Annotated in this window: 20 protein-coding genes; 10 read left to right on the forward strand and 10 right to left on the reverse strand. The window is 54.3% G+C overall.

What is annotated here, in order from left to right:
* Nucleotides 1–131: 131 nt before the first annotated feature.
* From NTD87_RS27675 to NTD87_RS27685, 3 genes are read left to right on the forward strand one after another with little or no spacing between them, the layout of a single operon-like run.
* Nucleotides 132–1,175 (forward strand): hypothetical protein, encoded by a 1,044-nt coding sequence (locus NTD87_RS27675; RefSeq protein ID WP_127927725.1) that lies wholly within the window; start codon nt 132–134, stop codon nt 1,173–1,175.
* A 1-nt stretch (nt 1,176) separates the two neighbouring features.
* Complete coding sequence (locus tag NTD87_RS27680) at nt 1,177–2,355, forward strand: hypothetical protein (RefSeq protein WP_262117339.1); 1,179 nt, start codon at nt 1,177–1,179, stop codon at nt 2,353–2,355.
* Complete coding sequence (locus tag NTD87_RS27685) at nt 2,352–3,038, forward strand: hypothetical protein (protein WP_262117340.1); 687 nt, start codon at nt 2,352–2,354, stop codon at nt 3,036–3,038. Before NTD87_RS27680 ends, NTD87_RS27685 begins: the two co-directional genes overlap by 4 nt.
* A gap of 422 nt (nt 3,039–3,460) precedes the next feature.
* Here the strand turns inward: NTD87_RS27685 and NTD87_RS27690 are convergent, their stop codons facing one another.
* Nucleotides 3,461–4,465, reverse strand: a complete 1,005-nt coding sequence (locus NTD87_RS27690) for an AraC family transcriptional regulator (protein WP_262117341.1) — start codon at nt 4,463–4,465, stop codon at nt 3,461–3,463.
* The gene (locus NTD87_RS27695; protein ID WP_262117342.1) at nt 4,465–5,247 is read right to left on the reverse strand and encodes an SDR family NAD(P)-dependent oxidoreductase; all 783 of its coding nucleotides are present in this window, start codon (nt 5,245–5,247) and stop codon (nt 4,465–4,467) included. The genes NTD87_RS27690 and NTD87_RS27695 overlap by 1 nt, the downstream gene beginning before the upstream one ends.
* Nucleotides 5,248–5,862: 615 nt before the next feature.
* Between NTD87_RS27695 and NTD87_RS27700 the strand changes: the two genes are divergently transcribed.
* The 7 genes from NTD87_RS27700 (at nt 5,863) to NTD87_RS27730 (ending at nt 12,843) form a co-directional block, all read left to right on the forward strand.
* Nucleotides 5,863–7,014 (forward strand): nucleoid-associated protein, encoded by a 1,152-nt coding sequence (locus tag NTD87_RS27700; protein ID WP_262117343.1) that lies wholly within the window; start codon nt 5,863–5,865, stop codon nt 7,012–7,014.
* 2 nt (nt 7,015–7,016) lie between these two features.
* On the forward strand, nt 7,017–8,279 hold the full coding sequence (locus NTD87_RS27705) for a hypothetical protein (protein WP_262117344.1): 1,263 nt from the start codon (nt 7,017–7,019) through the stop codon (nt 8,277–8,279).
* A gap of 612 nt (nt 8,280–8,891) precedes the next feature.
* Nucleotides 8,892–9,224, forward strand: coding sequence for an IS66-like element accessory protein TnpA (tnpA, locus tag NTD87_RS27710; RefSeq protein WP_262117345.1), 333 nt, complete (start codon nt 8,892–8,894; stop codon nt 9,222–9,224).
* Nucleotides 9,221–9,556: an IS66 family insertion sequence element accessory protein TnpB gene (gene tnpB, locus NTD87_RS27715; protein ID WP_262117346.1), complete on the forward strand. Its 336-nt coding sequence runs from the start codon at nt 9,221–9,223 to the stop codon at nt 9,554–9,556. The genes tnpA and tnpB overlap by 4 nt, the downstream gene beginning before the upstream one ends.
* 81 nt (nt 9,557–9,637) lie before the next feature.
* Entirely contained in the window at nt 9,638–11,173 is a 1,536-nt protein-coding gene (gene tnpC / locus NTD87_RS27720) for an IS66 family transposase (protein ID WP_262117373.1), read from the forward strand.
* Nucleotides 11,174–11,185: 12 nt separating this feature from the next.
* Complete coding sequence (locus NTD87_RS27725) at nt 11,186–11,842, forward strand: VOC family protein (RefSeq protein WP_262117347.1); 657 nt, start codon at nt 11,186–11,188, stop codon at nt 11,840–11,842.
* Between the two features lie 179 nt (nt 11,843–12,021).
* Complete coding sequence (locus NTD87_RS27730) at nt 12,022–12,843, forward strand: hypothetical protein (protein ID WP_262117348.1); 822 nt, start codon at nt 12,022–12,024, stop codon at nt 12,841–12,843.
* Nucleotides 12,844–13,025: 182 nt separating this feature from the next.
* On the opposite strand, the gene NTD87_RS27735 is transcribed toward NTD87_RS27730, so the two are convergent.
* From NTD87_RS27735 to NTD87_RS27770, 8 genes are all read right to left on the reverse strand, one after another.
* Nucleotides 13,026–14,093 (reverse strand): tyrosine-type recombinase/integrase, encoded by a 1,068-nt coding sequence (locus NTD87_RS27735; RefSeq protein WP_262117349.1) that lies wholly within the window; start codon nt 14,091–14,093, stop codon nt 13,026–13,028.
* Nucleotides 14,094–14,095: 2 nt separating this feature from the next.
* Nucleotides 14,096–14,332, reverse strand: coding sequence for a DUF4224 domain-containing protein (locus NTD87_RS27740; protein ID WP_262117350.1), 237 nt, complete (start codon nt 14,330–14,332; stop codon nt 14,096–14,098).
* Nucleotides 14,319–14,675 (reverse strand): pyocin activator PrtN family protein, encoded by a 357-nt coding sequence (locus tag NTD87_RS27745; protein WP_262117351.1) that lies wholly within the window; start codon nt 14,673–14,675, stop codon nt 14,319–14,321. Before NTD87_RS27745 ends, NTD87_RS27740 begins: the two co-directional genes overlap by 14 nt.
* Complete coding sequence (locus tag NTD87_RS27750) at nt 14,668–14,808, reverse strand: hypothetical protein (RefSeq protein WP_167368525.1); 141 nt, start codon at nt 14,806–14,808, stop codon at nt 14,668–14,670. The genes NTD87_RS27745 and NTD87_RS27750 overlap by 8 nt, the downstream gene beginning before the upstream one ends.
* 25 nt (nt 14,809–14,833) lie before the next feature.
* Nucleotides 14,834–15,118, reverse strand: coding sequence for a phage antirepressor KilAC domain-containing protein (locus NTD87_RS27755; protein ID WP_262117352.1), 285 nt, complete (start codon nt 15,116–15,118; stop codon nt 14,834–14,836).
* Nucleotides 15,119–15,128: 10 nt separating this feature from the next.
* Nucleotides 15,129–15,719: a hypothetical protein gene (locus NTD87_RS27760; RefSeq protein ID WP_262117353.1), complete on the reverse strand. Its 591-nt coding sequence runs from the start codon at nt 15,717–15,719 to the stop codon at nt 15,129–15,131.
* Entirely contained in the window at nt 15,716–15,895 is a 180-nt protein-coding gene (locus NTD87_RS27765; RefSeq protein ID WP_262117354.1) for a hypothetical protein, read from the reverse strand. The genes NTD87_RS27760 and NTD87_RS27765 overlap by 4 nt, the downstream gene beginning before the upstream one ends.
* A gap of 78 nt (nt 15,896–15,973) precedes the next feature.
* Entirely contained in the window at nt 15,974–16,756 is a 783-nt protein-coding gene (locus NTD87_RS27770) for a helix-turn-helix transcriptional regulator (protein ID WP_262117355.1), read from the reverse strand.
* Nucleotides 16,757–17,004 lie beyond the last annotated feature (248 nt).

Here is a 17,004-nt window from a genome sequence, read left to right on the forward strand (position 1 = left end):
CGGACACAATGTTTTACGGTACTTTGTACTGGCATGAGGCCACATTCAAGGCAGGACGCACCTCCACGGCACGGGCCAATGCTCCCTAGCCGGTACCGTTCCTGCGCATTCATTTCGTGACAGGAACGACCATGTCAGGCGGCGAAACCGATAACATTGCGAGACTCGCGGAGCTCGTTTCCAACGACATCTTCAGCTTTTTCAGGTGGAAGAAAGAGGGGCCACCCAACCTCAACTTCGTCTGTGTGAAGAGGGAAACTCACGCGCCGTTGAAGAAGTCCGAGCACACACACCCGGCTGACGTGGTGTTCAAGTACGCAGATCCTTACCTGAACAAAGCCATCTACCTTCATACCGATTTGAAGAGCTATGCGGTTGGCTCCATCACTCTGGACTCGATCAAGAAGGCCTTGAAGTCTCTGGGCAAGACCATCGACTGTGCTCGTGCTTCGCCGGAATGGCGGACTCGCTACCATTTGGCTAAGCGTGAGAAGTATGAAATCCGTGGGATGCTGTTCGTCTATAACCACGATGACGATTACGACAAGAATTTCTACGATCACTTCAAGAATTACAAAGGTGAGAATCTGCACATCAAAGATTCTCAGCAGGTTCATATCGTCGAACCTTCATTGATCAATTACCTGAAGACCTTGCAGCTCGATGTAAACACCCTGAGGGCGGAAGGGAAATTCCCGAGAGACAATTACACCTTCTATTACCCTGACCTCGTCTTGCACAAGGCCAGTGGTGAATACTGGGATCGTGCGGCCACCGCAGAACTCATCGCCTCGCCGTATATGATCATTCACCACAAAGAGGTGAAGTCGTACTGCGAGAAGGCCCAAGACGTGACTGAGACTTATAGCGAAGGCTATCTGATCTATTATCGCCGCGATGGCAGCACTGAGATCGAGTTCAGGTACCTCTTTGACGCGCTTTCCAGGTTCCAGATCCTTAACGCCAACAAGGACTTGAAGATCCGAATCAGGGTTGCCAATCGCCACCATCACAGCAGCATCATCAGCAACTTCAATGCTGCCATTAACAGCTATGTGACCGAGTGGGGCGAAGACGAAAACCGCAAGCGGAAATTGCAGGCGATCGAACTGGAAGTCGTAAATCACGCGATTCCGAACTATAAGCCCGAAGTAATCGGATGGGAGCGAGACTGACATGAGAATGGGTAGTTTGTACTTTGCATCCGACAAAGCGATCTACGATGCGCTCACGCAGCGAAGCCTGACGAGCGCTGAGCTCAGGAAGGTCTTCCTCTCCAGAGGGATCGTGATCTCCAATGAATCGGACAAAAAATTCCTAGCCAATCGATTCAGTGCCCTGTTCCATGACTACTACGACTATCGGAACCTGTCCCTCCTGGTGGGTGGGCGTGACAGTCGTGAGAAAACCACCAATGTGGTCGTCACGACAGCGGTCACTAAAGACCAACTGACCGACGCTCTCACCTCCGTCAAGGAATGGCTGGTGGATGACCAGCACGAGCAGGCTGAGGTGGCCGTCCATGGTGATCAGCTCAAGCTCACCGTCAAATACCAAAAGCTCGATCTGAGTCAGGCAGAGTTCCGCCAGGTGGTTGAGAAGACGGCGGAGGTGATCCTTGAGAAGCAGGGCAGTGGCTGGAAGATCACTGGCCCCATGAACGACAAGTTCAAGGACATTACAGATCAATTGTATTCCCAGATCGAGATAGTCACTGATCAGGACGTGGCGACCCGAACCATTTCCTTGGAGGCGATCCCTGATGCGGGCATCAGGACGAATTTCCTTCGCAGCTTGATCCGCAATCTCAAGGACATGGAGGTGGTCGATGTGGTCGACGTCTCCACGTTCAACCCTAAAGACCAAGAAGATGATGACCTGGATCTCAGTGACGATGCGTTGGTGATCGAGGATTCGATTGAGGTTGAGTCAGAAGATGAGGGTGAGGAGGGGGAGGATGGCAACCCTGAAGCCGAACTGACCAGGCCGCAGCCAGAAGCCAGGATTCACAAGATCATCCGCATCGACAAGGCGTCCCTGAAGGGTAAGGGTGTCTTGGAGTCGAAGCAGTTGCTTGAGCTTGAAGGCCACGGGTTCTATATGTGGAAAATTCGATGGAAAGCTCGTGAGAAGCTCGTTGGGTCTGAGCTAGTCCTGTTTGAGGCTCAGTTTGGTAACCAGGCTAAGTACTGCGATTTCTCCTACATCGTCAAAGGTGTCTACAACTACAACAACGGGAAATACGCCAAAAACCTGGTACGTGCCGAGCCGGTGTTCGAGCAGAAGCTCAAGATCCGCTTGGAGGAGGCGGCGCAGAAGACCCTGAATGACATCGAAAGGAGTCTGACGACATGAAGTCAAAGCGGCTGAAACTCTGGGTTCTGACCGCTCGCATTGACTTTCAGACCCTTGTGCATGGGCTTCGACAACAGCCGTTCAACGACCAGAGTCGCGTTGGTGTCGAGGCTATCGAGATCCTGGATGGCAAGGCAACCTTTCGGTACCACGAGCAGCGGGATATCACCCAGTCGTTCACGAACCCTCTGGGCGAAACCGTCGAATCGAGTTACTCGACGTTCATCAGCTTCGACATGGTTTTCGAAAAGCTTGGGCCGGATCGGTATTCGATCTGCATGGGTTCGCCACCGAAGGATTTGAAGCCGTTCGTGGAGCTCATGCGAGCGGCAACCGGGACGAACTTCGCGCTGGAGATCGTGAAGCCGGACATCTCTTCGGTTTATCAGCAGCTCAAGGCTGACAAGCGCTTCACGAGAGTCATGGCCAAGCGGATCGTTTCTGGAGCGGTGACGTTCGACATCGAAAGCAGCTACCGGGTCGATATTGCCTCGACGGGGAACGCGATGACGAAGTTGTTGGAGATCACGGGTGGCCGCGCGGCCCCGATCGACAAGATCAAAATCGTCTACACGTACGACTCAAGGCCTGTTCAGATTGAGCTCTCGCGCTCAGGTGTGATTGCAGTGTCGTGGGATGATGAGGAGCACCTTCACCTGCTGACAGGTCTCTTGATCCGGTAGATAGAGAGGCTAAGAGAAGTCGAGCGGGTGCATCAGATCTGTCTCGGCTGGCTCGGCGCCTGGGGCGTCCACAAAACCCGGCCCCGCCCATAACACGCTTGACTGCTAGTAACCAGAAAGGGGACGGCTCTATATTCTCTAGTGTCCCCTTTTGGCCGTTTTCTGCCCTCCGTGAGGGGCTGCAATCGACAGCCCAAAGCTGCCAGTGGGAATAGCAGAAATCGGCCCGAAGCAGCTGGTTGAGTTTCCAGAGATTCGACGGCAAGTTACTGGTTGGAGCAGTCGCACAAATCACGAGATGTACGTCGGTCGATTCAATCGTTGAGGCCAACCCCGTCGAAGGACGAGTGCTGACTTACTTGGAGTTTACTGAACGGTCAGTGATTCATCCTGATGGTCAAATGACGGATTCAGCGTCCGTGTCAGCCCGGATGAGCGTGCAAACTCCGGTATTCGCCCGGCGTGATCCCCGTCCAGCCCTTGAAGGCGCGCAGGAATGAGTTGGAGTCTCGAAAACCGATCAGGAAGGAGATCTCGCCCGGCGAGATGGCCGAGCGGGCCAGGTAATAGCTGGCCAGTTCCTGTCGTGTGTCGTTAAGCACGTCCTGATAGCTGACTGCCTCGTCAGTGAGATGGCGCTGTAGTGATCGCTTGCTCATTGCCAGACGTTTCGAGATATCCTCGATGGCGCTCTGACCGCTCGGCAGCATGTCAAACAGTGCGCTGCGCACACGTTCGCGCGTGCTGGCCTCGACTTCAAGCTTGGAGAGTCGCGCTTGGAGTTCGGGCTCGAAGAACTGCCACATGGCGACGTTCTCGGTCAGGAACGGGCGCGCGGCATCTTCTGCCGAGAAGCGAATGCGATTGTAGGTGCTTTGCCGCAAGCGACAGCCGAGGAAGTTTTCGCACGGGCCGGTGTGGGTCGGCAGGACTACCAGCTCCGTCTCGATAGGGCGAATCGCTTGCCGCGTGGCGATCCGAGCTAGCTGCGTTAAGAAAACCACTTCCATGGCGCCCAGGCTGCGCGGCAGCGGACGGTCGTAGCCGTAGCATTCGATGGATACCTCGGTGTAGTCCTTGCCGACGAAGACGTCCAAGGCTAATGGTCCACAAAGGCGCTTGTATTCGGCGAGCCGGGTGAGCGCGACATTCAGGTTCGGGCTGCAAAGGCAGGCAAAGAGCGACGGATCGAAAGCTTCGACCGAGATGGCGCCGCCGAGCCGCAGCGGCAGCTGCGCTTCACCGACCAACATTTCGAGACTGTGAAAGATACGAAAGTACTCAGCAGGAGTGAGCGAGGCATCCTTGCGGCTGAACAGGTCGGCGGGCAGTTCGGCTAGAGCCAGCAACTCGCCGGGCGCGACCCCCAGGTCGGAGATGATCAGTTTCCAGCCGGAATGCACGGCAAAGCGCGTGGCTTGTTTCATTACGCTGCCTTTTCCATCGCCTGACGGGACACCTTCAGCACCGCTTTGCGCGGCAATAGCGGAACTATCCAATCGAGCATGATCCGCAGCTTGCACTCGTTGAATGCCACCAGTTCACCGCGCTCCATGGCCTCGTAGCCGCACTGAGCCACTGACTCGGCCGACTTGGCATTCTTCCAGACATCCACGCCTTGTAGATCGCCGGCGGCGACGAAACCGGTAGCCACCGCGCCCGGGCATAAAGCCGTGGCAGTCACGCCGTATTCGCGTACTTCTTCGGCGACAGCCTGAGTGAATGAGGTTACATAGGCCTTGGTTGCGTAATACACCGCCTGCAAAGGTCCCGGCATGAACGACGCGGTCGACGAGACATTCAGGATGCGCCCGCGTCGACGTGCCACCATACCCCTCAGGTAGTGATGGGTCAGGTTGGTAAGCGTCACCATGTTCACCTGCATCATGGCCTGATCGGCAGCGAGGTCACGTTCGACAAACTTGCCATGGCCGCCGAAACCAGCGTTGTTGATCAGCACGTCGATAGATAGCTCCAGTGCCTCGGTGGCAAAGAAGATCCGATCGGCCGATGCTGGATCGGCGAGATCCTCGACGATCACCTGCACTTTCACACGGTACCGTGTCTGGAGTTCTTGCTTGATGGATTCGAGCTTGTCACGCGAACGCGCCACAAGGACGACATCGCCCCCCTTGCTTGCATGGATACGCGCCAGCTCCAGACCTATACCGCTCGAAGCGCCGGTGATCAATGCGGTTGCGGATTTCATGGTTTCTCCTTGGTTCAGGATGATTGAATGGGATAAGGAGATGGTAGGGGCTCAATATCTGCGTAGCACTAGCACAACGCGCCACGAATAATTCCAATCACGCCAATCATGCAGCGCACAGTCCGCTGCATGTCGTCAGGAAAGTATTTACCCGAGCATACATTTGAATGAGCGATCTGCTGATATGGCTATTGGCCGCGCCTGGCCGTGCAGCTTGGGGCTATTTCGGCCTGTTCCAAGAGGCAGCATCTGGCCGATTACTGCCTGTCGCGAAGGGCAGCAACCGACCCATAGCGGCCCTCCGTAAGGGGCAGAAAACGGCCAAGAGAAGGCATTCAGATTTGTCTACCCACCCTGGGGACCGACTCATCACGTTTCCCACAAATGCTGAAGCCGGACGTTAGCGTGCTAGTTTTCCCTCATTCTGCCAAGACGAACGGCCTGGATTCTTTTGCTGTATGGATGTACAGTTGTTTGGCGATCTCGGCTGCGCTCATGAGATAGGCATGGATTCCATTTGACGCTTACACGCGTCGAGATAAGCCCTGAAGTTTGTTGGGTAAGGTGTTATTTTCAGTGATTCCATATTGATGTTATCGGAACGGAATTCGACCCATGATCGCACTGAAAACCGCCATCATCCACAGCTTCAAAAAGCTGGCGAAGACGAGCTTTATCTCCGAAGTGGTGAAAAAGGATGTAGTACTCAATACCGAAAACCCGGCGTTACAATTTCTTGTGAATGGGATTCACGGTCTCATAGGCAAGGAAGGCAACAGTGTGGTCTACGGCCAGTTCGCCAATGATGAACGCCAAGGTCCATTTCCGAGACGTTTTACCGAGTTCGTAGCCGTCCAGGATGATGAGACCCAATTCATCGATCTGACTCACTTGGCTATGGATCAACTGGTTGAACAGGCCGGTAATCAGGTGCTGTCAACCGGCGGACATATTCTGTGTGCGCAGTACTCCTCAGGGGCTTCCAACTTTTTCCTCGTCGCCAGCATGAAGGAGCGTGATGGCATTCAGCTGGACGAAAACTATGTGCCTAAAGAGATTCAGGAAGTAGACCTGAGCAAAGTTCAACAAGCCGCTCGGATCAACCTGGGAAGCTTTGTCGCCATTCAGGCTATGGCAGCTGCTGCCGCCTCAGCGACCGAAGCAACCGAAGCAACCGAAGCAACCGAAGATGAGACGGCAGAAGAGGCCGACTCTACCTACCTGTGCTTCATTAGTCGTGGTCGCGATAGCCAGGCGTCCGACTACTTCATCTCTGCACTGGGTTGTGCAAAAGGAGTGGCTTCGGGGCGTGCTACGAAAAATGCCATCGATAACGTTGCCAAGTTCTTTCGCGACAAGAAATTGTTAAAAAGCTTCGGTTACAGGGCTAAAGAGGCGGTCATAAAATATCTAGAGGCGCAATTGGCAGCAGGAAAGTCAGCACGATTGGACTCCATTGTTCACGCTGCAGTCGCACATGTTCCTGCTGACCTGGTGGATGAAGTTGCTGGCTTGAAAGATTATTTGAATAGTGAAAAAAACAAGGTACCTGACGATTTTACAGTCAACGCTAAAACGCTGAGGGAGAAAACTCGTATCAAGGGAGATGCCTCCAATTGGTCGCTGCAATTCGAGCGCGGAGCGCTTGGGAAAGATCCGGCAGCAGACGTCTATTACGATGAGACTCGGAAGAAATTGACCCTGTCCAATATGACGACTGAACTGATCGATGTGATCGAGAAGGAATTACAGGCAAGGATTAGCTGACAATGTTCTCTCATGTAGTAGCCCTCTACCGCGCCCTTGGGGCACCCACCATTGAAGACGGAGTCGTCAGTTATGAGGGGGTGCCAACGGCCGACATCATTAGCGCATTGCGAAAATGTGATGGGTTGCCCGCCGCCTACGGAAAGTTCGAGTATCTTTCTGAGGAGACCGACGCTCTTGAGATTGAATTTCGCCTGCCTTCGAATGAGTCGGGACGTTTTTACAGCAGCCTAAGCGAGTTTGTCGCGCGAAATGGATCGTTGGGAAAGGGCCATTTTCCAAGCAATGTTTACATCACTGAGCTCTGCTGGTCGGACAGCGATGAGGTTGCCCCCCCGGAAATCAAGTCTCTCAGGCGGGTTTGCCGGCTAATCGAACTGCTTGCGTTACTAGCGATCGGCGTTGATAAAGACAGTAGCCCGGATGGCTATAACCTATTTTTTGCCTTGCCTCCTGATGGAGCTAAGCCCCCGAGAACATTCCTTCTGCCCACTCAGGTTGATATCAAAGTTCTTGATTATGAGCTCAACCATTTGAGCTTGCTGGAGGAAATCCTCAATCGAAAAAACGAAAACAAGGCGCATCTCTCCGAGCGTAAGTTGATGATTCGGATGGCTATTGCCAGCGTTATTGAAAAGTTCGAGAGCGAGCCGAATTTGCTCCTTGTGATCGTGCAGGAGTGGCGGGAAGTTCTGGCTACTTACCGGGCGAATCTCCAAACTTACGTCTACAGCTTTTCCTTTGAGCGGGTTAGACGCGAGGTAGCCCAAGCTGAAATTGACTACGGCACCAAGTTAAGCGGAGTGCTTGGTGATATTGCAGGCAAGATGCTGGCTCTGCCGATATCTTTTGCCGGTTTGGTGGTCCTGGAGAAGACTACCTCAAAATTCGAAGCATTTATCCTTGTCGCTGGTCTTGCGGTAGTCTCCATAGTCTTGCTTGCGATCTTGCGCAATCAAATGCTGCAAACAGAGCGTCTACTACACAGTTTCAACGTTATTTTCGATGAGTTTAAAGACAAAATAAAAACGTATCCCCCAAAACTTCAGGGATTACTCAGAATTACCATCGATCAAGTCGATAAGCAGGGCAAAACCCTCAGCAAGACGTTTCAGTTACTCAAGGGACTATCCATGCTGCCAATCGCAGGGGCTTTGCTGTTGGCCTTAGTCAAATACTGGGATGGTTTTGTGTGGCTATTCATGGCTGTTCTATCAATCGTATTTTCCGCCCCAACGGTTGATCCGATTTTTCTCAGCCCATAGAACAAGCTTTTGGATTGGGAGGGCTGAGCCGGTCCTAGATTCGTAGATACCTTAGAGTGGCTGCTTCTGGCCGCTCTCTGCCGGTCACGCTCAGTGTGAGTATTCGTGACTACATTGCCAAGTGTCTGTTCAGGTTAGGTAAGGGGCTGAAGATCACTCCCTCTAAACTCTGTAATCAATTGCGATAGTCTCGCCAACGTTTGCGAGCGTCTAGCTTTTCCCTTTTCGTCCATGGTCAGGAGAAATTGTGCGCTACAACCTGTCGACGGCTCGCCTACCTGGCCCCGTCAATGACTTGCCCCGCAGGGTTGAGACTTGGTATATGCAGCGGCTTGATGGCAATGTATGGCACTGCCAGTTCCTCACGGTAAGATAGCGATTGCGGAGTATTAGAGGCGCCGCAGGGAAGTAGGACTCAGGGAGCCGCGCGTGACGAATTATGTGGAATATTTATCTTGGTTGGCCGGTATCGCTGCGGGCGGCATAACCTTGTGGCAGGCAGGTTTAGGGTATCCGTCCGGCCAAGTCATCTACCTAGCCCTGCAAAGCCAAGACATGGTGTGCACTTAAATTTAAGTGGGCACCAGTTCTAGCCTTTTAAGCGGGTATTTCATGCAGCCACAACGCCGTTCCTACTCCAAATCCTTCAAAGTCCAAGTCATTCAAGAGTGCGCCCAGCCCGGTGCCTCGATTGCCAGCGTCGCGCTGAGCCATAGCCTCAACGCGAACCTCGTCCACAAATGGATTCGGGTGCAAACGCAAAAAAGCACCGAGCTGCAACCTGCTTTTATTCCGTTACCCATGCCGCTAGCCGGAGCAAATTCGCAAGCTGCATCATCGAATATCTGCGTTGAAATCCCACACCCGCGCGGCACCATCAAAGTGAACTGGCCGACCGAAAGTGCGGCTGCCTGCGCGACCTTTCTGCGAGACCTGTTGCGATGATCCGCGTCGATTCCATCTGGCTCGCCACCGAGCCCATGGACATGCGCGCGGGTACCGACACCGCGTTGGCACGGGTTGTTGCAGTATTCGGTGCGGCGCAGCCGCACTGTGCTTATCTGTTTGCCAATCGTCGCGCCACGCGCATCAAAGTGTTGGTGCACGACGGGTTGGGTATTTGGCTGGCGGCTCGCCGCCTGCATCAAGGCAAGTTTTTCTGGCCGGGCTCTCGACACGGCGCTCACGTGGAATTGAGCGCTGAGCAGTTGCACGTCCTTGTGCTCGGGCTACCCTGGCAAAGAGTCGGGCCAGGCGGCGCGATTTCTATCGTGTGACGCCTGCCATGACCTGCCTGGCCGTGCAATTGTCCGATGAGTCTATCGCTGGTATTGGCCTGCTCTGGCAAAATCGGCGGCATGACTTCGCTTCCCAATCTCGACCAACTAAACCCTGAACAACTGCGTGCCTTGGCGGCGCAGTTGATCCAGCGCGTCGAGACAATGGACAAGCAAATTACCCATCACAAGTCGGTCAACGAGAAACTGGCCCACGAGATCGCGCTGCTCAAGCGCTTCAAGTTTGCCAAGCGCAGCGAGCAGCTAAGCCCGAATCAGGCCAGCCTGCTCGACGAGCTGATCGATGCCGATATCGCCGCTATCGAAGCCGAACTTGAGGCGCTGCAACCGGCGGCAATCGAGACCAAAGTTCGCCAGCAGCCCAAGCGCGCAGCGCTGCCGCCGCAGTTTCCTCGCACGCTGATCCATCACGAACCAGACAACAGCCACTGCCAATGCGGCTGCGCCCTCAAGCGTATCGGCGAAGATGCCAGCGAAAAGCTCGACTACACGCCCGGCGTGTTCACCGTCGAGCGCCACATCCGTGGCAAATGGGCCTGCGAGCAATGCGTAACACTGATCCAGGCACCGGTGCCGGCGCACGTCATCGACAAAGGCATACCGACGGCGGGCCTGTTGGCCCACGTCATGGTGGCCAAGTTTGCCGACCATCTACCGCTGTATCGGCAGGAGAAAATCTTCGGCCGCGCCGGGCTATCCATCGCCCGTTCAACCTTGGCGCAATGGGTGGGCAACTGCGGTGTGCAATTACAGCCGCTGGTTGATGCGCTGCGCGAAGCCGTGCTGACGCACGGCGTCGTCCACGCTGACGAAACGCCGGTACAAATGCTGACGCCTGGCGCGAAGAAAACTCATCGCGCTTATGTCTGGGCCTATGCCACCAGCCAGTTCTCTGACCTGGCGGCGGTCGTTTACGACTTCAGCTCGAGTCGCGCTGGCGAACATGCCCGAGCCTTCCTGGGCAATTGGAACGGCAAGCTGGTCTGCGATGACTTCGCTGGCTACAAGGCAAGCTTCGAACTGGGCGTCACTGAAATCGGCTGTATGGCCCATGCGCGCCGCAAGTTCTTCGATTTGCACGCGACCAACAAGAGCCAGATCGCCGAAAAGGCGCTGCACTACATCGCGGCCTTATACGAAGTTGAACGAGAAGTCCGCGAGCTAGAGCCGGGTGTCCGGCAACGAATACGACAGGAAAAAGCAGCGCCGATCATCGACGCACTTCATACTTGGATGATCGCCCAGCGGCAGCTGGTGCCTGAGGGATCAGCCATTGCCAAGGCCTTGGATTACAGCCTCAAACGCTGGATAGCGCTGACGCGCTATCTCGATGACGGCGCTGTGCCCATCGATAATAACTGGTGCGAGAATCAAATTCGGCCGTGGGCTCTTGGGCGCTCGAACTGGCTGTTCGCAGGTTCCTTGCGCAGCGGCAAACGCGCGGCGGCGATCATGAGTTTGATCCAGTCGGCACGGCTCAATGGCCATGATCCGTATGCTTACCTGAAAGACGTTCTCACGCGCCTGCCGACGCAGCGGGCGAGTGAAGTTGCTGACCTGTTGCCGAATAATTGGGCAATCAAATCACAGGATTAAAGGGAATTAACGATGGAAATAGATCACATTTTTATTTGTGTGAATGATGACGGTCGAGGCGCTGACGCACTGAAAGCCCTCGGGCTTGCTGAAGGGACGCCAAACGTACACCCAGGCCAAGGCACTGCCAATAGAAGGTTTTTCTTCCGAAATTCTTTCATTGAACTTTTACATCTCACCGATGAGTTAGAAGCTCAAAGTCAGTTAACAGCGCCAACCCAGCTCTTTGACCGCCTCAAGTGCGCAGATGGAGTCGCCGCGCCCTTTGGAATTTGCTTCAGACCATCTACCGTAGGCGAGAAGCCAATATTTCCGGTCTGGGAATATCAACCTGTTTACTTACCAGCTGCCCTGAAAGTCGACGTAGGACATGCGCCTATATCCGAACCGATGTGGTTTTTTCTTTCGTTTGCCAAGAGACCAGATGAGGCTCCGATTGAGCGAGCGCAGCCGTTTGAACATCCCAACGGCTTTCGCGACATTACATCTGTGCGAGTTACCACTCCCAACAGCCAAGCTTTTTCTACCCCTGCCAACTGCGCAAACCAGCTGAAAGGATTTGAAATTGTTCATGGTGATGAGCATCTGGTCGTATTGGAAATCGATCATGGCGCAAGCGGCCAGACACACGATTTCCGTCCAGGGTTGCCGATGATTATGAACTGGTGATGCATTGACCTAACCATTCAGCCAACATCTCGTTCTGATCCCAACGCTGGGGGCGTTGGTGTGCTTCATTGAGGTTTGGATTCAGGAGGGTGTGTTGGCCGGGCGCTTACGGTTTAGGCGCTATCAGACTCTGGAGGCGTAAGTCTGCTGATGCTGCGGGATCGAAGGCGGACATTCCCGTGCCCCGCGGTGACCAGCGGCAAAGCGCTGGAGCTAACAGCACGCAGATTCACTCCGTCACTGGCAACATTACAATCAACCATATGGCAACGTCTGCTCTGACGCCTGCCGCCGCTCCAATTTTCCCAGTTGCGGTTTTGGCTGTTCCGGGTAAGTGGGACCAAGCATTAGCGTGTGCAATTGCTCAACAGAAGATTGAGGAGGCTGACTGGCCTTCTATTGGGATTCATGACACGCCAGATCACGTTTCAGTAAATGTCTATTCACTGATCTACAGGGATGGCAAAGAAGGGCGCGTTTTAGTGTATGCCTCGACACCTCTTGGTAACGATTGCCATGCATGTGCGCCGTATTTGAGCTTCTTTGAATTCGATAAAGTGATTGGTGGGTGGGATCTCTCTACTTTCAGTATCGCTGCGGTACAGGACGGTGCTTGGGGAAAGCCGCCGATGATCGCGGTGCAGCTTATCGCGGATGCCAGGTACGGTGTTCTGTTGAAGAGTAGCGATATGGCACAGGGTTGGGGCGTCACAACCCTAAAGATATACACGAAGCTGGGGGATAGCTTCGATGAGATATTAGAGCTGATGTACGAACAGCACGATCCTGATGGACTTGGCTGGAAGAGCGAGCTGGCCTTCCGACCAATTGCGGCCCCATTTTACGAAATTGATGTTCGCCGGTCAGGTAACCTGATGAGGTTTCTTGAAGGGCCTGAAAGGTATCAGGAAGGTGTTGCAGATTGGGGAGGTAACATAAGGCCGAGCGATATTCTCAGGTTCGATGGTAGACGCTACACACCTGAGGCTTTCATCTCCTAACTCTGGCTCAACTGGGTCGCAACTGAGTGAATCGTCCCCCGAGTTGGTAGACCCTCGACAGACCGGTTGAATCCACAACCGAAAGCTGTCCTCCTCGAATGTCCGCCTCCGGACGAGAGCCGTACTTCGAGAAAGAGCGGCGGTTAAGAAAACTCGTGTACGAACTCAATCGATCATCGGGTTCATCGGGTAGGTTTCACGATCTCACCGACACGTCGGTAAACCGTTTCTGTTATGCGCTTATCTGTATGACCAAGCAGTCTGCTGGCATGCCCAAGATCGTCAATCTCGCTGGCTGCCTTAGGCCGGATATCCCTGAACTGGAACTGTCGGATGTTCGAAGCGAGTTGCGAATCCTCGTCCTCTAGAGCTTTCGCGATGGCAATATTTCGTGCATCGTCAAAGCGCAGACGCAGCATTGGTGCGGTCACGCGGCGTCCGTCCTCCGTGACGATCAAGTATGGGTTTCGGACTGCACGCGCCTTCCGTTGTGCGAGCAGCTTTTCTATCAGCTCACCCAAGCCGTTAATGATCTCGCCAGCATCGAGCCGGATTCGGAGCTTTTTCGAAGTCTTGCCCTGGGCAACCTGCAGAAAGCTTTCGGTCAGATCCGTAGCGCGCATGGACAGAACATCAGCAGGGCGTTGGCCAGTAAGATAAGCCAGGTCCATGGCATCTTTAAGTTCTGATACTGCAGCGCCGTAAACGGCATTCCAGATCGTAGCATCAGCGTAAAAGTCACGTGGTGTCTCTTTGTTTTTGCGCACCCCAGAGGCTGGGTTTTCCTTGTCGGTGATACCCCATTCTCTGGCGATGTTATAGATATGCGAGAGCAATGATATCTCGCGGTTTGCCCGAACCTTGCCAGTCCGCTTGTCTCGGTACTGGGCTATCACCTGCGGTGTCACAGCATTGATCGGTGCGTCATTGAATGCTTTTCTGAGTTGTGTAAGCGAAAGCAAGTTGTCCTTCTGGGTTCTAGGCTTTTTCCCTGGAATGATCTCGGCTTCGTATCGGTCAAAAACTTTCCCAAGCAGGGTGTTCTTTTGCGGAATTGGCTTGCAATCGAGTTTCGCCCATTCCGCCTTGGCGATATCTAGGTCGCTACCAAGAGGAATTTCCTTCCTCTTCCCCTGGTCGTCCCTTCCGTCGTAGTAGTACCCGACCCACACTGATCCACTCTTCATTGACCTGACGCGCCTGATCATGCGAGGTGGAAGGTCGCGATTTGCTGCCTTTCTTGGTCGCATTTTCACCCCACACGAGAAAGATCAAGCGACCAGGCTTCGGCCGCGATATTTTCAGATGAAGGCTTTACACCGGACAGTTTCATTCGGGCGTATACACGGCCGACAACGGGACGTCTCGAACCCGTCAGTACATATTTCCAACCGTTTCGATTAAGCCAGTCCATTTGCAATGAGGGTCTTTGATATCCCGTAATTGCTACCAGTTCTTCCTCCGCAAGAGTTTCGCTATGAATTTCCATGTTTTTCCCGTTCGTAGTTCGCTTCTGCTTGTTTGGGGTCGCCCTGTTGGCATTGCATGCTCTCGTCGGCCTTGTAGGCGCGGATGTCGATCAGAGAGGCGACGTGGCGGATGTGGGCGTACTTGAGTGCCTTGCGGCTGGTGTCCAGCGTGGTGATGGGGAGCTGGATCCGGCCACTGTTGATCTCCGTCACGAACGACTGCTCGTTGAGGTTGCGAAAGTACTGCTCGCGTACTTTTTCCAGCGGGATCAGGACGTCACCGAAGATGCGATACAGCAGTTCGACGGTGGCCGATTCGGGCGCCGGATGCAGGCGAAGCGGATTCTGTGCAGCGTTACTCATGGCCTTGTCGAGCCTCCTTGCGTTGTTGTCGTGCCGGGTGGTTCCAGGCGTTCAGGCAGTGGCGTTTAGTCAGCTCGCGCAGATGTTCGGGCACTTCGAGGAGCGCGGCGTTGCGCTCCTCGCGTGTGCGCATGGCGACGATCTGGCGGGCGTACTCCCTAGGCCACGTCACGGCGGTCTGCCGGTATGGCGGGAAGATCGATGTCCAACTGATCGGCCAGCCAGCGGATGCCGGCTTGCCTGACTCGGGTCGACTGGCTGTACTGCATTCCGTATTTTTCGTGATACCACTGGCCGTCTTTGACACGCAGGTACTCACGGTCACGGGTGGGGTATGTCGGCAATCGACGTTCGTTGAGCAAGCCCTTTTCCTGCAGGAGAGCAATCAGTTGTGGCCGGGTAAGGCCGAGCTGGTTTGCGGCTTGAGCTAGGGTGCGTTCCATGGCCGGCTCCTCAAGCAGCATGCGCGGCACGGGTTGCCGCTGCAGCAAGGTGGTTGATGGACTCGCTGACCTGGCCGTATATCTCGGCATTGGAGCCGTACACGGTGAAGCAGCGTGTGTGGGGGCTCTTGTTGCCGATGCTCAAGATGACGGTGACACCGGAGCGTGTATGGGTGCGATGCAGCGCTACATGTAGGGGAAGCTCGAAACCCATGTAGAGGCTCAGCACGCCGCCGGTGTGCACCAGTTCGAACACGCGCTGCTTGTCCTGGACTTCAAAGCGGCCGTATTGACGATCTGCATGCGGGCGATGCACCAGGTCGCTGGAATAGCTGGCGTCGAACGGACCGTTGGCAATCTCTTCGATAAAGTCGGCCAGTTTGAGGTGCATCCTCTTTTCGTTCTGCAGGGTCAGCGTGTGGCGTCCGCTGCCCAGCTCCACGATAAAAGTGCTTTCCTCTGTGCCGCGCTCAGCCTTGAGGCGAAACGCCAGGCATTCACGCTTAGGTGCTGTTCGCAGGACGTGGTTGAAGGTCTCGGTCAGGTTGACCTGGGCGTTGAGCAACTGCAGGGTACGGTTGTCGATCTTGTACTTGATCATGCCGCGTGCCCTCCATCGTTCGGATCGATAGGAGAGGGCTGGCAGGACTTGGAAACAAGCTTAGGCTTGCTGTTATGGATCACGACCAGGCAGCCCGTGGCGAGCTGCAGTTGTTCGATCAGTTTGCGGTTGCTGACGCATGTCGGATGGACATGCAAGGATGCGGTGGCGCGCATGGTGATGCCTCACTGTGGTTGGAGAGTGAGGCAAGTAAACAATCTGTTTGGTTTCTGGTCAACACATTTTGTTTGGTGTTAGATCAGGGAGGGGCCCTTCAATGGGCGTATCGACGACCACCAAAATATGCGACCAAGAATTACCACGCGTTGAGCCATGATCTGGTCGAAGTCGTAGTCCTCGTCAGCGTATTCCATTGAATTGAAGCTCCTCATCTTTATGCCGTTGGCAGTACGTTGAAGAAACTTAATTCGAAAATGGCCGTCGTGATCTATCGCGTACATTTCGCCGTCAACGATTCGTGTCATTCCCGTATCGATGCCGACTGTCGCTCCCGAAAGAATCAGTGGGTGATTGCTGTTACCGCTATTGGTGGCAAAAACAGCATTTGAAGGATCTACTCCGCAGGTCCTCATCGTAGCTCGTGAAAAACGAAGCTTCGGCCCAGCGATTTCCTGAACCTCAGTGCGTGCAACCTTTCCAGGGCCCGAGGATAACTCCACTTCCTTGTACAACCGCAGCTCCACCTCGTCGTTGTCTATTGGTGTTTCTGAATCCCAAGGGGCCATTGGCTCCAGCACGTAAAGCGGCGAATCATTAGCAGCCGGGCGCATTGGGTTTCGCTCAGTGCTCTGGGTTCGCATTGGTACATCTTTCCCTTCCAGCCATTCGCGCTCCACGATCAGTGTCAGCGCAACTTCGCCCACCATATACGCAGGGACACCCCTAGCTTTCCAGTTTGTGATGTTCTGGTCGTTCTCTAGATCGAGAATTCGAGCGAGCTGAGCACCCGTCAATCCGGAGTCTTCGAGTGCTTCACGGAAGCGTTGGCCTTTGAGGATTTGCGTTTGTTTGCTCATAAACAGAATGTTACAGCGCTTGCATTCAGTTGGTAACAAACGTATTGTTTGGTCTTGTGGTTCATTTTGTTTGGTATGGGTAACGTCATGAGTACACCTGCTCAGATATTCGATTTGGTACTGCAGGTTGCTGAGGCCTCTGGAAAAAGCCCTTCCCAGCTTTCGCGAGAGTGCAAAATCAGCCCTCAGAGATTCTTCAATTGGCGTCGACGAGGTATTCCGGTTGCACAGGTTCGACCTCTGTCGAA

It is taken from the genome of Pseudomonas sp. 6D_7.1_Bac1 (assembly GCF_025465945.1).
In the GTDB taxonomy this organism is placed as follows: domain Bacteria; phylum Pseudomonadota; class Gammaproteobacteria; order Pseudomonadales; family Pseudomonadaceae; genus Aquipseudomonas.